Genomic DNA, 21390 nt, shown 5'->3' with positions numbered 1-21390 from the left:
GAAGCCGTTCCTTCACCCGGAATTGCACCGGTGCAATTTTGCCGTTTCACGCCAGACCTTCCTTGCGCAAACGGCTCAAATGGCTGGGCCACATCGCCCGAATATCCAACTCGAGTTCGGCATTCACCCCATCGAGATAGGTGAGGCAGCGGTTGCGGACGGCGCTGCTCGTCACCGGACCGTCAAGCTCATAGACCGTCATCAAACGGGCGGTCGCGTTGTCGATTTCGGCCGAGTCCTTGAGCGGAGTGCGCACCATCGCCTGACCGAACAGCGTCCGCATCAGATTGAGCAGTTCCTTCTGCATCGACTTGTTCTCATCGACCTTGGACGCGACGAAGCGCAGGAATCTGAGCGTCGGCGCGAAACCGCGTTCGGCCAGCGTTTCGATGGTCTCATCAAGCATCGCCAGAAACGCCGCGGTCGAGGAAAAGTCCATCACGGTTGGGGGCACCGGCACGACGAGTGCGTTCGCGGCGCGTAACACCGACAATGAGATGGCGCCGAGGGCCGGGGGCGGATCGAGGACGATGACATCAAAGCGATCGGAGATGCTGGCGATACCCTCGGAGAGGCGATCGATAAGCCCGCCCTGCCCTCGCGCCATCCGAGCCGCGATCTCATATTCCGACTGGAACAGCCGCAAGTTTGCCGGGATCAGTTCGAGACCGTCGAAATGCGTTTTGCGCAGCGCATAATCGAGCGAGGTCATCTCCTCCTCCCTGAGGAACGGGTAAAGCGTGTCCTCCTCGCTCAGGTCGAGATCAGGCACATAGCCGAACAACGTCGTCGCGGAGGCCTGACTGTCGCAGTCGATAAGGGCAACGCGGTAGCCCTGGATCGCGAGATATTGGGCAAGGTGGACCGACAAGGTCGATTTGCCGACACCGCCCTTGAAGTTTTGGACGGCGACGACACAGCATGGATCGTCAGCCGCCCGCCAGGGCCTGGTGCCGAACAGGCCTCGCATGTCGTTAAGTTGAGCAAGGGTGTAACCAACCCTGCGATTATTCTCGGTTCGCGGTGGTGGCGGAAGACGCCCATCCTTTTCGGCGTCGCGGATTGCAGCAGGCGTTCGCCCGACCAGATCAGCGGCCTTTCCGATCGGGAAGGTGGGCTCGCGGCGTTCATCCGCCCGTGCGCTGCGCGCAGAGTCGCGGAGGCGTTCCAGCACCGAGGAGGTACGCTGGGCAAGCGTCGCCACCGAGAGAAGGTCATGGGTGTCGTCGATGTCTAGTGATGCTGCCACAGGGCGCCCCTTTGCGAAACTGGGGGCATAGTAGCGTTACTTGCGCTTTTTCGTCAAATAGAAGCGAAATTTCGAAAGTAGGGCGCTCCTATGGACGACAATAGCGCCGAAAGTGGCGGCCGATGGCCTTTCAGGCGGCCCATCCTGACTCGGTGGGGGCACGACGAAATTGCACCGGTGCAATTTCGCTTATGGTCGCCCCCGTCGGGCGACGAAGCTCTCGCAAAAGCCCGTCCACGAACTGGTGAGTTTCGCGCCCTTGAGCTTCGCCAGACGGTCGCCCATCTGCTGGCGATAGGCGTCAGCGATAAGATCGATATCCCAGCCACCGCCATGTGACCGGGCGATGGTCGCCAAGCCTTCCGCGTTGAACCGGATCGTACCTTGTGGAAAGACGATCTCCGAACTTTTCTCCGGCGCGACCAGTGCGCTGATGGCGGCCTTCACGACCGATCCCACTTCCACCGTTTCGGCGACCGTCTCGACAGCGCCCTCCCGGCGTGCCTTGCGCCCCGTCGAGTGCCGCTCGATCTCATCGACGGTCGCGATCTGCGCCGGCGCATCCTTCGGCTCGAAACGAAACTCGATCTCGGTTACCGTCCGTCCCTGTCGTATCTCCTTCCACTCCACCCGGAAGTGGGCCAGCTGGTCGATCTCGGCCTTCGCCTTCTCGAGCACCTTGCGGCGGAGCTGCGCGAAATCCTTATACACGTCCGGCGATATGCCCAGCGCTGCGCGCAGCGCCGCCATATCGCCCTTCCACGTCGACTGGCGACGATGGAGCCGCAGCGATCCGATCTCATAAAGCTTGAGGGCATAGCTCGATCGAAAGCCGAGCACCGCCTGTCGATTGAGGACGGCATAGCTCTCGGACTCCTGAATGAGCTTGCGCGCGTCGGGCGTAAACTCCCATTCAATCCACCCCGCATCCGCACCGTCTGTATCTTCAGCCTCTTCGCGGGACGACGAGATCAGGGAAAAGCGCAGCGTAGCTTTCTTGCCGCGCCATGATCGGTCGTCGATCGCGAAGAGGGTGCGGTGAAGTTCCTCCAGCATGTCGGAGATACGTTCGTTACCCTTATGACCGCGGCGGATATCCGCCTTGCGCATGCGATGAGGCCGGTCCTGCCAGGCATCCCCGCCTGCGGTCAGGATCATCAACGCGAGCAACCGGGACGCCGTCAGGCTGAGCGATTGGCCTTTCACGAACTTGATCTCAACGATGCTGCCGGGTTTGGCGAATTCCTCGCCACCCTTCGCCTGCAAGGCCGCTGCAACACGCATGGCACGGCCTGGCGCCGAATCGGCTTGCGCCTCTTGCGCTGTATCGGCGCTTAGATTTTCCGCATGTTCCATGTCATATAGGCCGAGCGCATGTTGGGCAGATTCGCCTGATTGCTGCCTGACCTGTCCTCGCTCGTCAAGTCAGGGCAGGCTGAAACACTTTTGTCGCCCCCATCCGGTCAGGTTGGAATCATATGGCGCTTCTGGAAAAGCCGTGAGATTCCGCCGAGTCGCAATGCGATTCGCACTCTGCCCGTTTTCGGCTCGCTGACGCGCGATAAACGCGCCAGAATGCCACCATTCCAAAGCGCGGGATCGCCAGATGCTCTCGCCCCCAATCGGTCAGGATAGCCCCAATAGGTCAGCTATCTCCCCCCGACCGGTCAGGATGACGCCCCGCCGGGTCAGGCAAAATCCCCCGCGTGGTCAGGATAAACGCGACAGATCATTGAAATTACAGACCTTTTCGGCACCGAATCTGAATCACTTAGAATCATGAATCCTTCCGCTGCGAGCAGCGGCGTTGTTTTAGAATGATTCTAAAAGACCAAGCAGGCGATTCGCTGAGCCTCTCCGGTCGGACAGCGTAACCGATCCCCCTAGCTGGGGGGATACCTCCAGATCGGTGTTCCACGATAGCATCACGGTCTCGATCCTCGGCAGCTCCGCCCTGCGACGAGATCCTCAGCGAACGATCGTAGCTGCATCATCGCTCGTCGCCGCTGGGCAGACGCAGTGAGGAGGTTGCATGATCAATTTTGCCAAATTCGAGATCATCGGACGGATCGGTGAAATCGACGCCAAGCCCAAGGTCACAAACATCTCGGTATGCGCGAACTATCGCCGCCGCGGAGAAGGCGATCAGTGGATCGAGGATAGCTACTGGAACCGAGTCGTCATTTTCAGCGACGGCCAGCGGAAATATATCGATGAGAAGGCCCAGGTTGGCGATCTCGTGCGGATTGCCGGACGGCTCCGTGATACCTCCTACGAGCGCGACGGCACCACCCACTACACGACCGACCGGATCGTCGAAGAGTTCGGTGTGCTCGCAGCAAAGGCGGCATAAATCGCAGGACGCAGCGCCGATCGGCAAGAGGAGAGGGGGCATGCGCGGAGCGACCTTGGATTTCGATTGGAGTTTCGCCCATGCCCGCCACCATCGATGCAGCAGTCCGCGCCAAACAAATCGTCGAGAGCCTGGGCGGACGCTGGTCTGGATCGCGCGGAGAGTGCCGCTGCCCCGCCCATGACGATCACTCCCCCAGCCTTTCGGTCCGCCTGGGCACCAAGGCGATCCTGTTCAAATGCTTCGCGGGATGCACGTCGACCGATATCCTCAAGGCTCTGGATCGTCAGGGTTTGCACGATCGGGTGCCGGTTCACGTCGAACCACGCGCTCCGGCGCGCGATCTGAGCGGCTTGGCCAGGTCATTATGGCAGCACAGCATCCCCATCGCCGGCACACCCGCTGAAGCCTATCTTCATGCCCGGGGCCTTTACGCGCCAACGTCCGACCTTCGCTTCAACCCCCAGACGATCATAGGGAAGGGTAAGGATCGGCACTGTCTTCCCGCAATGATCGCTGCGGTGAGAAACGAGCTGGGCCTGGTCGCGGTCCACCGGACCTTCCTTGATCCCACGGACATTTTGCGGCGCCCCTTCCGCAAGCCCAAGCTGGCGCTGGGTCTGCTCGGGTCTGGCAGCGTGCGCTTTGGGGAGCCGGATGACGTTCTGGGCATTGCCGAGGGGATCGAAGATGCCTTGTCCGCCATCGACTGGTTCCAATTGCCGGTCTGGGCCGTGCTTGGTGCCGAGCGCTACGCTCATGTCGGCATACCGTCGCATGTGAAGCGCGTCATCGTGTTTGGCCAGCGGAACACGGCGGCGAAGATCTGCCTGAAGAGGGCAGGGGAGCACCTCAGCGCCAACGGGCGAAGGGTCGAGGAATGGCTCCCATCCGAGCATGACGATTGGAACGATGCTCTGCGCGATCGGCTTGCCCGCAACGCCGTTCCTCGCCCCGTGGTTCACACGCACTTCCACTGAAGAGAGGAGAGGAGGCCTCCGGCTTGTTGATCCGGTGATGGGCACCGGGCGATGCAATGGAGGCTTACAATGCGCACCTCAGCTGCTGCTCTCGAACTCGATTTTACCGAACCATCCATCACCGCGGCGAAGGCGATCCATGCCGTGCTGCACCAGGGCGATGGCCTGGACCGGCCTGGCTTGCTCCGGACGATGGAAACCGCCTATGGTTCAACCGCAGCCGATGGGCATTGGTCACTCCGCGACGCCTATGATGTGCTGGAGCTGGGCCAGGTCCTGCACCTCGCCACGCTTGACCTGCCGCAAGAGCCGGCTGAGTGCCTTGCAGCCCTGACCGCGCTCACCGCATCCCTGCCGACGCATACCGTGCGCAGCGAAGAACAGATCGCGCTCCAGCAATTTTCTACACCGGCCGCGATTGGCTATCTTGCCACGCTCGCCGCTCGCATTACCGCCGCGGATACCGTCCTGGAACCCTCCGCCGGCACCGGGCTCCTCGCGGTATTCGCCGCCCGCGTTGGCGCCAAGCTTGTCCTCAACGAGATCGATCCCGCGCGTGCCGCTATGCTCGAGGCAGCATTTCCCACCGCACCGGTCAGTCGCCACGATGGCGAACTCATCCACGATCTGCTGCCGCTGTCGATCCGCCCGACCGCCGTGCTCATCAACCCGCCCTTTTCCCGCAGCATGGGCAGGCATGCCGACCCGCTTGCCGCGTTCCGTCATCTGCGCGCCGCCCTGAAGCGGCTTGGTGCCGGGGGGCGCTGCGCTGCTATCCTTCCCGATCGCGTGGATACATCAAGCCGCGCCTGGACAAAGGCGACCGAGGGTTGCGCGATCACGCTCCACGTCGAACTGCCCGCGAAAGCCTATGCCAAACATGGCACCAGCCAGGTCGTGAAGCTGATTGTTCTGGAAAAAAGCTCCCAGGACGACGTGGCCCTCATCCGGTGCAACTCGCTCGCCGAGGTGCTTGCGGCGATCAGCACACCGGCAACGAGCCTTACGGCGACACCGCGATGCTCGCCAGTGCGCCTTGCTCCAACCCGTGCGCACAGATCCCTGCTCGGCGGTCTTTCGAGCAGGCCCCGGCTTTCGGCCCCGATCGCGAAGGCCGCCCCGTCTCTCGGCGCGCTCGATATCGGCTACGATGTCTTTGCCGAACCCGTACCAACCGGCGAAGCGGTCGGTGTCTACTTGCCGTACCGGCCGAGCCGCATCGCCATTCCCTGTGCATCCGCGCATCCGACCGCTCTGGTGGAATCGAGCGCCATGGGCTCGATTACGGCACCGCGGCCCTCTTACGTTCCCAAGCTGCCCACCCGCGTTGTCGCAGACCGGGTGCTGTCCGACGCTCAGCTCGAAACGCTGATCTATGCCGGTGACGCCTTCGAGCGAGACATTTCTGGCCTGTTCAAGGCGGCCGAGGAAGGATTGTCGCTTGCGCCCGACCAGGACGGCCGACCTTATCGGACCGGGTTCTTCCTTGGCGACGGCACGGGTGCCGGCAAGGGCCGTCAGGTTGCGGCCATCATCCTCGACCAGTGGCTGCGGGGGCGCCGCAAGCATATCTGGATATCCAAGACCGAGACGCTGCTCGAGGATGCACGGCGCGACTGGACCGCGGTTGGCGGTCTCGCGCTCGACATCCAGCATCTCAATCAGTGGAAACTCGGCACGCCGATCGGCGCGGCCGAGGGCGTGCTATTTCTCACCTATGCGACGCTGCGCTCCAACCGCGGCGACAAGGGCACCCGTCTTCAGCAGATTCTCGACTGGGTCGGTGACGATTTCGACGGCATGCTGGTGTTCGACGAGGCGCACGAAATGGCGAGTGTCGCCGGCGGCGAAGGCCGTTTCGGCACCAAGGACGGCTCCGATCAAGGCATCGCCGGCGTGCGCCTGCAAAACCTGCTGCCTCGCGCCCGCGTCCTCTACGTGTCCGCAACCGGCGCGTCGGACGTCAACAATCTTGCTTATGCCACCCGGCTTGGCCTGTGGGGTCCGACCACCGCCTTCGCCGATCGCCGCGCCTTCGTCGACAGTTTGCGTCGTGGCGGGATCGCGGCCATGGAATTGATCGCTCGCGACCTGAAGATGCAGGGCCTATATGTCGCGAGGGCGCTCAGTTTCGCCGGCGTCGAATATGACATCCTCGAACATCGCCTTACGCCCGACCAGGTCGAGGTCTATGATGCCTATGCCGATGCGTGGGCGATTATCCACGCCAATTTGCGCACCGCGCTCGATGCCACCCGGGTGACGGACAGCTTCTCCAACGACACCTACAACAGCGGCGCGAAGGCCGCTGCCCTGTCGATCTTCGAATCTACCAAGCAGCGTTTCTTCGGCCAGATCCTGATCGGCATGAAGCTGCCGTCGCTGATCCCGGCGATTCGTGCCGATCTGGCCCGGGGCGAGAGCGTCGTGATCCAGCTGGTCTCCACGTCCGAGTCGATGCTCAACCGGGCACTGGCCGCGCTGAATGCCGAGGACCGGGCGAATCTGGACATCGAGCTTTCACCCAAAGAGTTCGTCATGTCCTATCTCACGGCGGCCTTTCCTGTCCGACAGATGAAGACCTTCGTCGATGACACCGGCAAGACCCGCTCCGAGCCGATGTCCGACGAGGAGGGCCGTCCCATCTTCAGCCAGGAAGCGATCGAGATGCGCGACAATCTCGTCGAGCGGTTCTGCTCCCTGCCGATCGTAGGGTCCGCCCTTGATCATATCATCGGGCATTTCGGGAGCGATGCGGTCGCCGAGGTTACGGGACGCAGCCGGCGTATCGTCGTCGATGCGCACGGTCGCCAGCGTATCGAGAGCCGTTCGCCGCGAACAAACCTCGCCGAAACCGACGCCTTCATGCGGAACGAGAAGAAGATCCTGATCTTCTCGGATGCTGGCGGCACTGGGCGCAGCTATCACGCCAGCCTCACCGCCGAGAACCAGTCGCGCCGCAACCATTATCTGCTCGAGCCTGGTTGGCGCGCTGACGCTGCCATCCAGGGTCTTGGCCGTACCCACCGCACGCATCAGGCAACCGCGCCGCTGTTCCGTCCGGTATCAACGGACTGCCGCGGCGAGCGGCGCTTCATCTCGACGATCGCCCGCCGCCTCGACAGCCTTGGCGCCCTGACACGGGGCCAGCGCCAGACGGGCGGCCAGGGTCTGTTCGACCCGCGGGACAATCTTGAAAGCGACTATGCCAAGGAATCCCTCGAGGCATGGTTTCGCCTTTTGGCCGACGGCAAGCTGCGCTCGACCACGCTCGACGAATTCCAGACCCTCACCGGACTTGAGCTGGAGGGCGAAGGCGGCGGGCTGAAGGAGGAGCTGCCGCCCATTCAGCGCTGGCTCAATCGCATTCTCGCGCTGCGGATCGCGCTGCAGAATGCAATCTTCGATGAGTATCTCGGTCTGATCGAGGCCCGGATCGAGGCGGCGCGCGAAGCCGGCACGCTCGATCTTGGTGTCGAGAGCATCAATGCCGAACGCATCACGATCCTCGATCGCACGGTGATCCGGCGCGACCAGACGAGCGGCGCGGAAACCGAGATCCTGCGCCTCGAAACGGAGGAGCGCTACAAGCCGGTCCCGCTGGACCGCGCGTTGCGGATCCTCGGCGACGACGCGCGCCCAATCGTCAATCGCAAGTCCGGCAGGGCCGCGATCCGGTGCAGCACCTATTCGCTCACCGACGACGATGGCGAGATCGTTCGCCGCTACGAGTTGGTTCGACCGACCCGTTCCGAGCGGATGCGGCAAGACTTGCTGCTCGAAACGATGTGGGAAGAGACCAGCGAGAAGGAATTTTCGGCGCTGTGGCAGGCCGAGGTAGAGGAGATGCGGGACAAGACCCGCACCAGCACGCTCTATTTGGTCGCGGGCCTGCTCCTGCCGGTCTGGGATCGCCTGCCCGACGATCATGTTCAGGTCTGGCGGCTGAACACCGATGACGGCCAGTCCTTCCTCGGCCGGATCGTCCCTGCACCGCTGGTGTCGAAGCTCGCGGACGCCTTCGGGATCAATGCCGCCATCACCGTGTCGGGCGACGATACCGCAAAGCATGTGATGACGACCGGCGAGATATCGTCCGTCGGAGCCTACCGGCTCAAGCGCAGCCTGGTCGCCGGCCAGCAGCGCCTCGAACTGCTCGATTGGCCGCACACGCGGCTTGCCGAACTCAAGGCGGCAGGCTGTTTTACCGACATCATCCAGCACAGGACGCGGATGTTCGTCCCCGTCGCGCAGGCCGCCGCCGTCATCGAGCGCATCACCGCCTGACGATCCAGGTCCTCTCTCCGCGCTCAGCGCAGGAGAGGGGAGGGAGCCTTCGGCTTTGTGGGCCTGATGAGCAGGCTCGCGTGACCGTCGAGGCGGCGCGCCAGTTCCAGATGGAGACGACCGATGATCCAGTCCGTGAAGGTCAAGAACCTCTCGCTGTCCAAGGACAATGTCCGCAAATCCAGCCGTGAGGCCGGTATCGACGCCCTCGCTGCCAGCATCGCAACGCAAGGCTTGTTGCAGAACCTCATCGTTACCCCGCTCAAGAAGGCGGGCCATTTCACCGTTAAGGCGGGCGGGCGCCGGCTGCGCGCACTCCAGAGCCTGATCGAACAGGGCACGTTGCCCGCCGACCATGTCGTGCCTGTCCTCGTCCTTACCGACGACGACAACTCGGTCGAGGCCAGCCTGACCGAGAACTTCCAGCGCGTTCCGATGAACCCGGCGGATGAAAGCACCGCGTTCAACTTCCTCATCCAGAAGGGGATGACCGCCGAGGACGTTGCCAAGCGACAGGGCGTCACCACCCGCTTCGTCGAGCAGCGGGTGCGGCTTGCCGAGCTCGCGCCGAGCGTGTTCCAGGCGCTCGCCGCCGGCGAAATCACCCTGGGTGTCGCCCAGGCCTATGCCGTGACGAGCGACATCGATCGTCAGGCGCGAGTCTTCACACAGATGAGCACTTCCTATTACGGCGATCAGCCCGACAACATCCGGCGTGCGATCCTCAACGGCACGATCAAGGCGAACGATGCCAAGGCGCGGTTCGTCGGTCGCGATGCCTATGTTGCGGCAGGCGGCCGCATCGAGGGTGATCTCTTTGCCGCCGAGGGGGATGAGAACTGGATCGACGTCGATCTTCTCGAAGATCTTGCCGGCAAAAAGCTGGAAGCGGCCGCTGCCCAACTCGCGCAGGCGGAGGGCCTCGCGTTCGTGACGCCAATCGCGGCCACTCACGTTCCCTATGATCTCGAGCGTCAGCTTCATGAATTTCACGCGCCCGCGCGGCCGCTCAGCGAGGAGGAAAGCGCGCGTGTCGAAGCGCTTTCGGCCGAAAATGACCAACTCGTCGAGCAGCTTGAGTGTGAACTGACCGACGGGACGCCGGAAGCTGAAGCGGCGAACGATCGCCTCGACGAGATCGAACGGGAGCTTGAGGGCATCGAGGATTCCCGTCGCGAGATCGATCCGGCGGTCCGGGCGCAGATCGGGACGTTCGTCTATATCGGTGGCGATGGCGAAGCCCGCGTTCACACCCGCATGTTCAGTGAGAAGCCCGTTGTCGATCCGAATGCTCCGCCCAAGGCGACGGGCGGTGCCAATGGTGAAGACGGCGCCGACGACATCGATCATGGACCCAAGCTCAGCGCTACGCTGATTGACGAACTGGCGACCCAGCGCCGGCAAATCCTCGTCGCCCATATCGCCAGCGATCCGGCGATGGCGCTGGACCTCACCATCTTCCTGATGGCGCAGAATGTCGTCTTCGAGCAGAATTACGTCCGCAATCACTCGACGCTCAAGTCCGGCGGCGCGCAATTCCCGATCTTCGGCTTCCGCGACGAAGGGTCGATGGCGTCGCAGACCATCGAGGATCAGCGCCAGCGTCTCGATACGAGTTGGGCCGGTTACAAGACCATGACCGAGCGCTTCGAAGCCTTTCGTGCGCTCGACGACGAGGCCCGCGGCAGTTGGGTGGCCTTCTCGATCGCACGTACGCTGGAACCGAGCCTGAACATTGCTGAGGGCGGACGGTCCAACGGGTTCCATGACCATCTTGGTCGCGCGCTCGACATTCAGGTCGAGCATTGGTGGCGCCCCACGGCCGAAAATTTCTTCGGCCGCGTCAAAAAGGAGGTCATGCTCGCCGCGCTCGAGGACATTGGCGGGCCGATCCTGCGCGGGCGCTACAAGGACGCCAAGAAGGGCGACCTTGCCGCAACCTGCGCCTCGCTCTGCAACGGGCAGGGGATCGTCGAGGCCGAAATCCGCGAAAAGGCGACGGCCTGGCTGCCTGATGCCATGCGCTTCGACGCCATCGAGCAGCCCGAGACCATCGCGCTGCGCTCGACGTTTATCGACGAGGCCGATGATGTCGATCCCGGCGATGATGGTGATGATATCGATGATGAGTCGGATCTGGAGGACGAGCCGCACGACGATCAGGAGGATTTGAGCGAGGCGGCCTGACGCCCGTTTGCACGGTTCGAGGCGACTGGGGGCGGCACTCTTCGCGGAGTGTCGCCCCTCCTTTTGTGCCCCGGCGGCAGGCTCTCTGAGGGGAGGGTGCTGGTCCGGGATCGCCTCTACCAGATCAGGAGAATGACCGTGGCAAAGACCACCGATAAACCCTCGCCTGCCGACACCATCACCAACGCGATCATCGACAAACTCGAAGCGGGCGTACGCCCTTGGGTGAAACCATGGCGGCCGGGCCTTGGCGGCCGTCCCCTTCGCGCGACCGGCGACCCGTATAAGGGCATCAATTGCTTCTGGCTGTGGCTCTGCGCCGAAGGCGCCGGCTACCATTCTCGCACCTGGATGACCTATAAGCAGGCGCAGGCGCTGGGCGGCCAGGTCCGCGAAGGCGAGCGGTCGCAAATCGCCATCTTCTACAAATCCTACAGCAAGACGGTGGAGTCGCCCGTCACCGGCGACTCCACGGACGAAATGCGACGCGTGCTGCGATCTTATGCCGTCTTCAATGCCGATCAGATCGAGGGGCTGCCGGAGAAGTTTTATCCATGCCCCCTCAGCGTTGTCGCCCCCGACGACGAGCTGCCGGCTCGCGCAGAGCGCTTCCTCGATGCCCTTCCGGCGAGGGTTCACCAGTGCGGCGATCGGGCCTTCTACGACCGTGTTGCCGACAGCATCACGATGCCGCCCGTCGCGTTGTTTTCCACCCGTGCCTATTTCGCTTCGACGTTAGCGCATGAGGCAGGGCATTGGACCGGCCATCCTGACCGGCTCAACCGAGAATTCGGCAGGAAATTCGGCGACAACGCCTATGCTTTCGAAGAGCTTTGCGCCGAGATGACATCCGCCCTGCTTGGCGCGGATCTTGGCCTCCCGACCGCCCATATCGACGATCATGCAGCGTATATCGGCTCGTGGCTCGCGGTGCTGCGCAAGGATTCCCGCGCCATCATGACGGCTGCGGCAAAAGCCGAAGCGGCCGCCGCCTTTCTGCTCCGCGCAACTGGCCTCGCCACGCCGGACGTCGCCCAGGAACAGATCCGTGAAGCAGCATGATCGCGGCGATCGCCCGCCCAGACCCCGGCGGCTACCGCCGGTTCGCCGCAGCGTTCAGCCACGCAAGGACAGGGGAGGAGAGGGAGCCTTCGGCTTTTTGAGCGCGCCAGAGCGCTCAGAAGGAGGCTCCCATGCTCTACGATACGCTCTACCGCCACAATCAGGCCCTTTCCCCCGCCGGTCTGGACCATCTGTCGGCGGCGCTCCACGCCCTCAACGCCGCCGTCGACGATTGTCAGCGTGCCGGCAAGCCTGTCGCCGGCGACGCGGCAATCCTTCTTCTCATCCGCCATCTGGCAGACGTTGCCGAACGCGATACGCCCAGCGTGAACGTCCTTCGCCTCCGTTGCGAAGCGGATCGCCGGGCGGTCGCCGCCGCGCCAGCGCTGCTCGACATCGCCGGGAAGAGCGTCGGCGGAAACTACCACGCCAAACGTACCTTCCACTATCAGGCGCGTCGCGCGCTTGCACGTCTCGCCGCGGCCATCGGCCTCGACGCGGACGACGCCCGTATCAACACCGTCATGGGTGCCGATCACGAAGACGGCACGACGGAGTTGCGCCACGCGGATCTCGCCGTTCGCGTGGTCCCGCGCGGCTTCCTCCCGGACAGCGAGGTATCGATCAGCCGCTGTCGCGACGGGCAGGAGGTTGGCAAGCCTCACCGCGCGCCGATCTCCGAGTTGCTCGACGTGGCCGCGTTCCAGCGTCGGCTTGCCGGCACGCCCGGCGATATCGGCACTGTGCGCCTCGCCGCCGCCGCCTGAACTCCCCAATTGCAGGAGATCCCTCATGGGTTGGCTCTTCATGCGCGATATGGATGGCTACGCCACTGCGCGCTCTTATCTCGACAACCAGTTCACCTATGCGCACGCGGATCATCGTCTCACGGTTCTCGCGTCTTCGATGGTCGGTTCGACCTATTACGCGGCGTGCGAACGGATCGAGGCGTCCGGCGCTCGGGCCGTCTTCGCCGTCGTGTGCCTGACCAAGCAAAGCACCGGCGCGCGCGACGGCTGTACGTTCGGCTACAAAGATATGACGGAAACGATGGGACCGTGCGAAAGCGACTGCCCCGCTGCAATTCTCGATGAATTGACCGAGACCGACAGCATCTACGCTTCCGAATGGCGCGCACGCTGTCGTGCCAACCTGGTTCGTCGCAAGCTCGAACGCGCGAAGCCGGCCCCGAAGCCGGGACAGACCATCGTCTTCGACGAGCCTTCGTTTCAATGACGGCGAAGATCGCGACCGCTTCACGGTCATTGCCAATCCGAAGGGCAAGGCACCGCTCTTTCGCGATCCCATAACCGGCGCCGTGTGCCGGATCGCAAAGTTCAAGACGCGTGCATACCGGCTTATCAACCCGACCATCGTCCCGAAGGACGCGACCGATGGTTGAGCGCGCGCCAGTGATCGCGGCCTGGGGCGCGGGCGTCGATTCCACCGCCATGATCATCGGTTTCCGTCGAGCGAGGCGAGCCGATCGATATGGTGTTGTTCGCCGATACCGGATCCGAGAAGACCGATACCTATGCGTTCATTCCGGTCTTTCGTCGTTGGATGGACCGTCACGATGTCGCGTCCGAGATAGTCCGCTACGAACCGCGAAATTTCAAGCATTGGCCGCCCTATGATAGCTTGGGCACCAACATGCTGACCAACGCTACCCTGCCGTCCAAGGCATTTGGGCGGGGGTCGTGCTCGCTCAAATGGAAGGTGGCGCCGCAGGACAAATGGACGGCGCAATGGGCGCCCGCGATACGGTGCTGGGGAGAGGGCGGACGTGTCGTCAAACTGATCGGCTATGACTGTTCCAGTGCCGATCAGCGACGCTATGCGCATGCCGAGGGATATGCCGACCCTCGCTATGACTATCGGTATCCCCTTCGCGAACTGGGCTGGACCAGAGCGGATTGCGCTGCGCGTATTGAGCGCGCGGGCCTCCCTGTACCGCCCAAATCCTCATGTTTCTTCTGTCCCGCAATGCGGCCGCACGAAGTGGAGGCGCTCTCCAAGGATGAGCTTCGCACCATCGTTCTGATGGAGGCCCGCGCAAAACCGCGCTTGCGCACGATCGAAGGCCTTTGGCGCAAGCCCGTTGTCGGGCGCGGCGGGGCGTTACCGAGACCGGGCAATATCACCGCGTATATCCGTGCGCTCGGCCTTCTGCCACCGAGCGAGGTTGATCGGATCGTCGCGGATGCACCGCTCGCGCTGGTCGCTTTCCAGGCGGCGCAAGCGCGCAAACCCGTCGAGCAGCGCATGTCGATGGCGCGCTGGCTCGACGCATTCCACCGAGGTCAGTCCGCAGGCTGACCCCCTCACTAGCTACGGAGACTCTCATGGCCGATCGCGCTTCCGTCGCGATCCGCATCGGCGGATCGCTGTCCCCTGACCTCCTTCCCGGCTTCTGCGCTGCTGTCGCGAGCGACGGCGCCTTCACGGATTGGGAGGGCACCGCGTTCGATCCGGACGATCTCGATACGAGCGTTCCCCTGTACCTGGCCGATCATGAGGTTGCCTGGGGCCGGTTCGAGGCGATCGAGACTTTCTGTGTCGATCATGCCCTTGTCTTCGCCCGCTGGGCTGGCGGCGCTCCTGGGGCGTTCGGCCCGGAGCGGGTGGTCTTTGACGGCACGACCGTTCGGCGTTTCAGCGCCTCGGACGATGACGAGATCCTCATCTCGGCGGAAACGGTGCGCGGTCTCGGCAGCTACGCGGCGGTGCTGTCGCATCTCGCAGCGGCGGAAATGGAGATACCCCCGTTCCGGATCGACGGCAGAGGCTGAGGGCAAGGCGAAACTGGTCTGTGTCGACACCTCCCCGCCAGAGGATGCCGCATATGGGCGCCCGCGAGGCGCTGGCAACCCGCGAACGGCGGGCCGAGTTGCCGTGTGCCACGGCTGCCCGCACCACCCCTTGTTCGCGAGTTTCCCTCGGCTGTGCCTCGGTGCCAGCCCCTCTTTTGCGAGCGCCCGGAGGATGCGCATCCGGCGGAGAGGCCGCCGGCACAGACAGAAAGGCTCGCTATCATGTCCACATCGCTTGCAGCCGCACTCGCGGCACTGGAGCTAGGGCACCTCGAACCCCGCGCTGAAGACCTCAGTGGCATGGCGCCGCCACCAACCGAGGCCCTGGAGCACACCGTCACCGCAATCTGGAGCGATCTCTTCACGACGATGGGAAACACCTCGCTGGAGCGCGACATCGAAGACCTGGGCTGGGGCCTGGTGAACCTCTTCCACCGCGCCGCCGCCAAGAAACACGGGCTGGTCGATCGATTGACCGACGACATCCGCCTTCTCCTCGCCGAACAGGACGGCTCCGAAATCAGCACGGCCAATCTTGAGGAGAAGATCGATCTCGCCAAGAAGGTCGAGGAATCCGCTGGTGCCTTCGAGATCATGCGCGATGTCGCCGCCGCCCACTATATCCGGGAGACCGGGAGATCGTGGGTGCCATCGTCCGGCAACCGCATCTCGCTCGGCGTCACCGCCGGGATCGTCGATGGCCATGCCTTCCTGCGAGCGCGCCGCGAGCGGGCTCTGAACGCCAACACCGCGCAGGGTACGCCCGTTGTGTTCGCCGGTGGCCGCCTCAGCTTCGCTAACGACGAAGATATGAAGACGTTCGCCGATAACCTGCTGGCCACCCTCAACAAGGTTCGCGCCCATGTCGGCGACATGTATCTCGTACACGGCGGCGATATGAAAGGTATCGAGCGTCTTGCAGCGTCCTGGGCCGAGCAGAATGGCATCCAGCAGGTGCGGTTCGGTCTCGATCGCAAACTCGGGGATCGCGCGGGCTTCCGTCGCAACGAGCAGATGCTCTCGCTCAAGCCGCGGTTCGTGGTCGCCTTCCAGGGCAACGGCGTGACGGAGCGGCTTGTCATCGAAGCCAAGGCTCGGGGACTGCGTGTCGTTGATCGACGCGGCCCATTGGGAAGCCCTCCTTCAGCTGCCCGTCGCGGTGCGGACTGAAGCCGCGGGCCGCCGGTTTTCCGGCGGCCCTTTTTCGCTCCGTTCACCGTCGTCCCCTCGGAATTCCCGCAGGCGAGAGGGGAGGGCGCCGAGGCCCTTCTGGTGTCGCTGAGCAGCACTGGAACCCGTCGGCGGTTTTGGCGGCCGGGACGCGGTTCGCAGTCCACCGGCCATCCGCGTTGCCGACGCTGCGCCGGCTGTCGCCCTTACCACGAACTAGAGAGAGATGATGATGCACGAATTGCATGATGAGGAACTGCGCGCTCTGCTGGCGTTCCGGCAGCGTCACGGGCGCTGCTGGAAGGCCGCGCTGCTGCTACGCTGGTCGGCCGGCGCCGACACCCATGAACCGGGTTCGGCGCATCTGCGCCATCTGCGCAATATCGCAGGACCGCGCTGGTTGATCGGGCTTCCTGCCGGTACGCTCGATGATGCCGCGCGCCGTTTCGCCGGGATCGCCGATCCGGCGCTGGTCGCCACTTTCATGGCGAATGCTGTGGGATTTGCCCGCGGTGCGGCGGGTAGCGTGAAGATCGCCCCCGCGAGTGCCGCACATTCGCTGGCGATCGCGATCGAACTCGGCCTCAAAGCCTTTCTGATGAAGGCCGGCTACGCCGACGACTGGAACCGTGTCCATATTCGGCATGACCTCGAAAAGGCCCTGGCGCTTGCGATGGAGGCGGGCCTGTCGGGCCTGCCTCCAGAATTGCCGGAACTCGCAGCGATCCTTTCGCCGGCCTATCGCCGCCACCAGATCGACGCCTTGTTCCGGGCCGGAGCGTCACCCTTCGATGTGGCCGACGCCTCTCACTGCGTCGACCATCCCTTCTTTTTGACCTGATCCCTAAGTCGGTCGTTCGGTCCTTCCAACCCGCTCCCCTTCGGGCCGAGTTGCCGTGTGCCACGGCTGCCCGCACCACCCCTTGTGTCGGCGTTCCCCTGCGCGGCTGACGCGCTCCGGTGGAAGCACCGCCCATGCCCGCCTTTTTCGGGGGTCAGTCGAAGGGACGGTCCCTTCGGCACCCAAAAAAGGAACCTCGACATGCAGAACCTCGTCATCCTCGCCGGCAATGTCGGCGCCACGCCGGAAGCCCGCACCACCCAGAGCGGCACCAAGATCACCCACTTCAGCCTCGCGACCTCGCGGCCCAAGCGCGACAGCAACGGCAAGATCGTCAAGGACGACAATGGCCGGCGGATCGAAGATACCGAATGGCACCGGATCACCTGCTTCAACGGCGTCGGCAAGACCGTCGAACAATATGTCGACAAGGGGATGAAGGTGATGGTGCGCGGCCGCATCCATTACACCCGCTGGACCGACAACGAGAATATCGAGCGGTACGGCGTCGAGATCATCGCCGACGAGGTGACCTTCCTCACCCGCGCCAAGCCCGCCAGTGGCGACCAGGGCGGCAATGACAGCTCGATCGATGACGACGAAATTCCCTTCTGAAACCCGCGAAGGCCCGGTGGCAGCAACCACCGGGCCTTTTGCTGTTTCGGCATTCCTCTGCTCGGGCTTGTCAGAAATCCATATATCCAATATTATCGATATATGGACAATGATTCTGCTATCAGCGCACTGGCGGCGCTTGCCCAAGGCACTCGCCTTGATGCGTTTCGCTTGCTGGTGCGTCATGAGCCCGATGGCCTGGCCGCGGGCGAAGTCGCCCGCCAGCTCAATATCCCCCAGAATACGATGTCATCGCATCTGGCCGGGCTTGCGCGTGCGGGCCTGATCCGTGCCGAGCGCCACAGTCGCCAGATCATCTACCGCGCCGACCTCGATCAGCTCAAGGCGCTGACCCTGTTCCTGGTCAAGGATTGCTGCGGCGGCAGGGCGGAACTGTGCGAGCCGCTGATCGCGGAGCTTGTTCCCTGCTGCTGACGGAGCCCTGTATGCCCGACCGTATTTATAATGTCCTGTTCCTGTGTACCGGAAACTCGGCGCGTTCCATCCTTGGCGAAGCGGTCATGAACAAGCTCGGCGAGGGGCGTTTCAGAGCCTATAGCGCCGGGAGCCAGCCAAAAGGGCAGGTCCACCCAATGGCATTGTCGGTGCTTCAGGGGCTCGGCTTCGATACCGCCGATATGCGGTCCAAGAGCTGGGATGAGTTTGCCGGTTCCGGCGCGCCGCAGTTCGATTTCATCTTCACGGTCTGCGACAATGCAGCCGGTGAGACCTGTCCGGTATGGATCGGTCATCCCATGACAGCGCATTGGGGCATTGAAGACCCTGCCGCGATCGAGGGCGAGGGGCAACGCGAGGCCTTCCTGCAGGCGCTGCGCTATTTGCAGAATCGCATTGCGCTGTTTCTGGCGCTCCCGATCTCGAGCCTCGATGACATGGCGATGCGACGCAAGCTCAAGGACATCGGACAGAGCGAAGGCGCGAGCGCCAAGGCGGAGGCGAGTGAATGACCGTGGACATCATCATCTACCACAATCCCGAATGCGGGACGTCGCGCAATGCGCTCGCGATGATCCGCAATGCCGGGATCGAACCGCATGTGGTCGAATATCTGAAGACGCCGCCTTCACGCAGTCAACTGGAAAGCCTGATCGCACGCGCCGGGATCGGTGCGCGCGCCTTGTTGCGCGAGAAGGGCACGCCCTTTGCGGACCTCGGCCTGGGCGATGAAGGCCTTTCCGATGCGGCGCTGATCGACGCAATGATGGCCCATCCCATCCTCATCAACCGTCCGCTCGTGGTCTCGCCGCTCGGCGTCAAGCTCTGCCGCCCTTCCGAAGCGGTGCTGGAACTCATCCCCGCGGCCCAACGCGGTGCTTTCGCCAAGGAAGACGGCGAGCAGGTCGTCGACGCTGCCGGCAACCGCGTCACGGCAGGCTGAACGATGGCAGCGTTCACGGTCCGGCCGGCGGTCCTCGCCGACGCGCCGGCGATCGCCGCCATCTACGCCCATCATGTCCGGGAGGGCACCGCCAGCTTCGATACCAGCCCGCGCTCGGTGATGGAGACCGAAGCCAAGATTGACGTATGCATTGCGAAAGGCTGGCCGTTCCTCGCCGCCCAGCAGGGCGGCCATGTTGTCGGCTATGCCTATGCCACGCAGTTTCGCGATCGGCCTGCCTATGCATCGAGCTGTGAGAACTCGATTTATATCGATCCCGGGCATCAGCGCCGAGGTGTCGGAAAAGCGCTGCTTGCTGCTCTGCTGACACAGGCCGAGGTGGCAGGATTTCGCCAGATGATTGCCGTCATCGGCGGGGGTGAAGCGGCATCGATCGCCCTCCATGCCAAGCTCGGCTTCGAACATGCCGGAACGATGCGGTCGGTGGGACGCAAGTTCGGACGCTGGCTCGACACCATCTACATGCAGATCGCGCTGGGCGTCGGTGACGCCGCCCCACCGCTCAAGGAACCGCAATGACCCAGACCCGTCGACCACGGCTATCCTTTCTCGATCGCTATCTCACCTTGTGGATTTTTCTGGCGATGGCCCTGGGCGTAGGCCTTGGCACGAGCATCGAGGGCCTACCTGCCGCGATCAACGGCCTGTCCTGGGGCACCACGAATATACCGATCGCGATTGGCCTCATCCTGATGATGTATCCACCGCTGGCCAAGGTTCGCTATGAGGAGCTGCCGCGCGTCTTCGAGGACAAGCGGGTGCTGGCGATATCGCTTGTCCAGAACTGGATCATCGGCCCGGTGCTGATGTTCCTCCTGGCCGTCATCTTCCTGCGCGCCGAGCCGGCCTATATGACGGGTCTCATCTTGATCGGGCTGGCCCGATGCATCGCGATGGTCATCGTCTGGAACCAGCTTGCCAAGGGCGACAATCAATATGTCGCGGCGCTGGTGGCGTTCAATTCGATCTTCCAGATCCTGTTCTTCAGCCTTTATGCCTGGTTCTTCCTCGCCTTCCTGCCGCCCTTGTTCGGGCTGGAGGGCAGCGTCATCAACGTCAGTTTCTGGATCATCGCGCAAGCGGTCGCGGTCTACCTCGGTATCCCTTTCCTCGCGGGATATCTGACCCGGAAGGGTCTTGTCGCGGCCAAAGGGCGCGACTGGTACGAGGGCGTATTCCTCCCCAAGATCGGTCCGGTCACGCTCATCGCCCTCCTGTTCACGATCGTTGCCATGTTCAGCCTGAAGGGCAGCGAGATCGTCACGCTCCCTGGTGACGCCGTCCGCATCGCCATCCCGCTGACGATCTATTTCGTTGTCCAGTTCTCGATCAGCTTCTTCATGGGCAAGCTTATCGCCAGCGACTATCCACGCACGACGGCGGTGGCTTTCACGGCTGCGGGCAATAATTTCGAACTGGCCATTGCCGTCGCGATCGCCGCTTTCGGGCTGGCGTCCCCGGTCGCTTTCGCAGCCGTCATCGGCCCACTGGTGGAGGTGCCAGTGCTGATCCTGCTGGTGAATGTCGCCTTCTGGTTCGGTCGCCGCTGGTTTCCCGATACCGTGCCCGAGGAAGGCCGATGAGCGAGGACATCATGGCCTTTGAACGCCTGCGCCAGCTATCCGAGCCGGATTATCTACCGGCTCTGAAGATGGCATTTGCCCGCCGGCGGCCCGCGCTTGGTCTCGGCCCGAACGATCCGCCGCCGCGCATTCTTCTCCTCTATGGCAGCTTGCGGGAGCGATCCTACTCGCGGCTTGTGGTGGAGGAATCTGCGCGGCTGCTCCAGTTTTTCGGATGTGAAACGCGGATATTCGATCCTTCTGATCTGCCGCTTCCCGACCAGGTCGAAGGGGACGATCACCCGGCCGTTGCCGAACTACGGGCGCATTCCTTGTGGTCGGAAGGGCAGATCTGGTGCAGCCCGGAACGGCATGGGCAGATCACCGGTATCATGAAGGCCCAGATCGACCATCTGCCTCTGGCGTATCAAGGCATGCGCCCGACACAGGGGCGGACCCTGGCTGTGATGCAGGTCAGCGCGGGTTCGCAATCCTTCAACAGCGTCAACACACTGCGCATCCTTGGCCGGTGGATGCGCATGTTCACGATCCCCAACCAGTCGAGCGTGGCCAAGGCGTTCGCCGAATTTGACGATGACGGCCGCATGAAGCCGTCGAGCTATTATGATCGCATCGTCGATGTGGTCGAGGAGCTTGTGCGCTTTACCGTCCTGCTGCGGCCGCATGCGGACCAACTCGTCGATCGCTATTCCGAACGGAGCGAAGCGGGCATTCCTGTAGACCCATCGAACGATCTCTCGTCGATCGCGATAGCGCCCCAAACCATACGGGGATGAGCCATTGGCATGCGGCAGACCATCAGTCCCCATCCTACGACTGGTCAGCCAAGT

The 21390-nt window shown here is 63.2% G+C and carries 20 protein-coding genes; 18 read left to right on the top strand and 2 right to left on the bottom strand.

Going from position 1 to position 21390, the window contains the following annotated elements:
• Positions 1 to 46 precede the first annotated feature (46 nt).
• Together F9288_RS21610 and F9288_RS21605 are read right to left on the bottom strand one after the other, a co-directional pair.
• Entirely contained in the window at positions 47 to 1249 is a 1203-nt protein-coding gene (locus F9288_RS21610; protein WP_149523971.1) for an AAA family ATPase, read from the bottom strand.
• Between the two features lie 189 nt (positions 1250 to 1438).
• Positions 1439 to 2533, bottom strand: a complete 1095-nt coding sequence (locus F9288_RS21605) for a replication initiation protein (protein WP_174839355.1) — start codon at positions 2531 to 2533, stop codon at positions 1439 to 1441.
• A 748-nt stretch (positions 2534 to 3281) separates the two neighbouring features.
• Between F9288_RS21605 and F9288_RS21600 the strand changes: the two genes are divergently transcribed.
• The 18 genes from F9288_RS21600 to arsH all read left to right on the top strand — a co-directional run bounded on the left by F9288_RS21600 (position 3282) and on the right by arsH (position 21336).
• Positions 3282 to 3602 (top strand): single-stranded DNA-binding protein, encoded by a 321-nt coding sequence (locus F9288_RS21600; protein WP_021243468.1) that lies wholly within the window; start codon positions 3282 to 3284, stop codon positions 3600 to 3602.
• Between the two features lie 80 nt (positions 3603 to 3682).
• Entirely contained in the window at positions 3683 to 4582 is a 900-nt protein-coding gene (locus F9288_RS21595; RefSeq protein ID WP_056356810.1) for a toprim domain-containing protein, read from the top strand.
• A gap of 69 nt (positions 4583 to 4651) precedes the next feature.
• Positions 4652 to 8869: a strawberry notch-like NTP hydrolase domain-containing protein gene (locus tag F9288_RS21590; RefSeq protein ID WP_174839299.1), complete on the top strand. Its 4218-nt coding sequence runs from the start codon at positions 4652 to 4654 to the stop codon at positions 8867 to 8869.
• A gap of 123 nt (positions 8870 to 8992) precedes the next feature.
• A complete protein-coding gene (locus tag F9288_RS21585) occupies positions 8993 to 11056 on the top strand; it encodes a ParB/RepB/Spo0J family partition protein (RefSeq protein ID WP_174839298.1) in 2064 nt (687 codons plus the stop codon).
• 138 nt (positions 11057 to 11194) lie between these two features.
• A complete protein-coding gene (locus tag F9288_RS21580; RefSeq protein WP_174839297.1) occupies positions 11195 to 12118 on the top strand; it encodes an ArdC family protein in 924 nt (307 codons plus the stop codon).
• A 131-nt stretch (positions 12119 to 12249) separates the two neighbouring features.
• Entirely contained in the window at positions 12250 to 12885 is a 636-nt protein-coding gene (locus tag F9288_RS21575; RefSeq protein WP_174839296.1) for a hypothetical protein, read from the top strand.
• A 25-nt stretch (positions 12886 to 12910) separates the two neighbouring features.
• Complete coding sequence (locus tag F9288_RS21570) at positions 12911 to 13354, top strand: hypothetical protein (protein ID WP_254621232.1); 444 nt, start codon at positions 12911 to 12913, stop codon at positions 13352 to 13354.
• Between the two features lie 255 nt (positions 13355 to 13609).
• Positions 13610 to 14437 carry a hypothetical protein gene (locus F9288_RS21565; protein WP_368076239.1) on the top strand — a complete coding sequence of 276 codons (828 nt, stop codon included), beginning with the start codon at positions 13610 to 13612 and terminating at the stop codon, positions 14435 to 14437.
• Positions 14438 to 14463: 26 nt separating this feature from the next.
• The gene (locus F9288_RS21560) at positions 14464 to 14910 is read left to right on the top strand and encodes a hypothetical protein (RefSeq protein ID WP_174839295.1); all 447 of its coding nucleotides are present in this window, start codon (positions 14464 to 14466) and stop codon (positions 14908 to 14910) included.
• A gap of 243 nt (positions 14911 to 15153) precedes the next feature.
• Complete coding sequence (locus F9288_RS21555) at positions 15154 to 16101, top strand: DUF2493 domain-containing protein (protein ID WP_174839294.1); 948 nt, start codon at positions 15154 to 15156, stop codon at positions 16099 to 16101.
• Positions 16102 to 16327: 226 nt separating this feature from the next.
• Positions 16328 to 16942 (top strand): hypothetical protein, encoded by a 615-nt coding sequence (locus F9288_RS21550; RefSeq protein ID WP_254621249.1) that lies wholly within the window; start codon positions 16328 to 16330, stop codon positions 16940 to 16942.
• 201 nt (positions 16943 to 17143) lie between these two features.
• Complete coding sequence (locus F9288_RS21545) at positions 17144 to 17557, top strand: single-stranded DNA-binding protein (protein WP_174839293.1); 414 nt, start codon at positions 17144 to 17146, stop codon at positions 17555 to 17557.
• A 102-nt stretch (positions 17558 to 17659) separates the two neighbouring features.
• Complete coding sequence (locus F9288_RS21540; protein WP_021243482.1) at positions 17660 to 17992, top strand: helix-turn-helix transcriptional regulator; 333 nt, start codon at positions 17660 to 17662, stop codon at positions 17990 to 17992.
• Positions 17993 to 18003: 11 nt separating this feature from the next.
• Positions 18004 to 18525, top strand: a complete 522-nt coding sequence (locus tag F9288_RS21535) for an arsenate reductase ArsC (RefSeq protein ID WP_174839292.1) — start codon at positions 18004 to 18006, stop codon at positions 18523 to 18525.
• Positions 18522 to 18956, top strand: a complete 435-nt coding sequence (gene arsC / locus F9288_RS21530) for an arsenate reductase (glutaredoxin) (RefSeq protein WP_149523984.1) — start codon at positions 18522 to 18524, stop codon at positions 18954 to 18956. Before F9288_RS21535 ends, arsC begins: the two co-directional genes overlap by 4 nt.
• Before the next feature lie 3 nt (positions 18957 to 18959).
• On the top strand, positions 18960 to 19496 hold the full coding sequence (locus tag F9288_RS21525; RefSeq protein WP_174839291.1) for a GNAT family N-acetyltransferase: 537 nt from the start codon (positions 18960 to 18962) through the stop codon (positions 19494 to 19496).
• Positions 19493 to 20560 carry an ACR3 family arsenite efflux transporter gene (gene arsB / locus F9288_RS21520; protein ID WP_174839290.1) on the top strand — a complete coding sequence of 356 codons (1068 nt, stop codon included), beginning with the start codon at positions 19493 to 19495 and terminating at the stop codon, positions 20558 to 20560. The genes F9288_RS21525 and arsB overlap by 4 nt, the downstream gene beginning before the upstream one ends.
• Complete coding sequence (gene arsH, locus F9288_RS21515; protein ID WP_302675340.1) at positions 20557 to 21336, top strand: arsenical resistance protein ArsH; 780 nt, start codon at positions 20557 to 20559, stop codon at positions 21334 to 21336. The genes arsB and arsH overlap by 4 nt, the downstream gene beginning before the upstream one ends.
• The last annotated feature ends 54 nt before the right edge of the window (positions 21337 to 21390 follow it).

It is taken from the genome of Sphingomonas sp. CL5.1 (genome assembly GCF_013344685.1).
GTDB lineage: Bacteria > Pseudomonadota > Alphaproteobacteria > Sphingomonadales > Sphingomonadaceae > Sphingomonas.
Note: the sequence above shows the minus strand (reverse complement) of the source record. Positions and strands in the feature narration are given on the sequence as shown.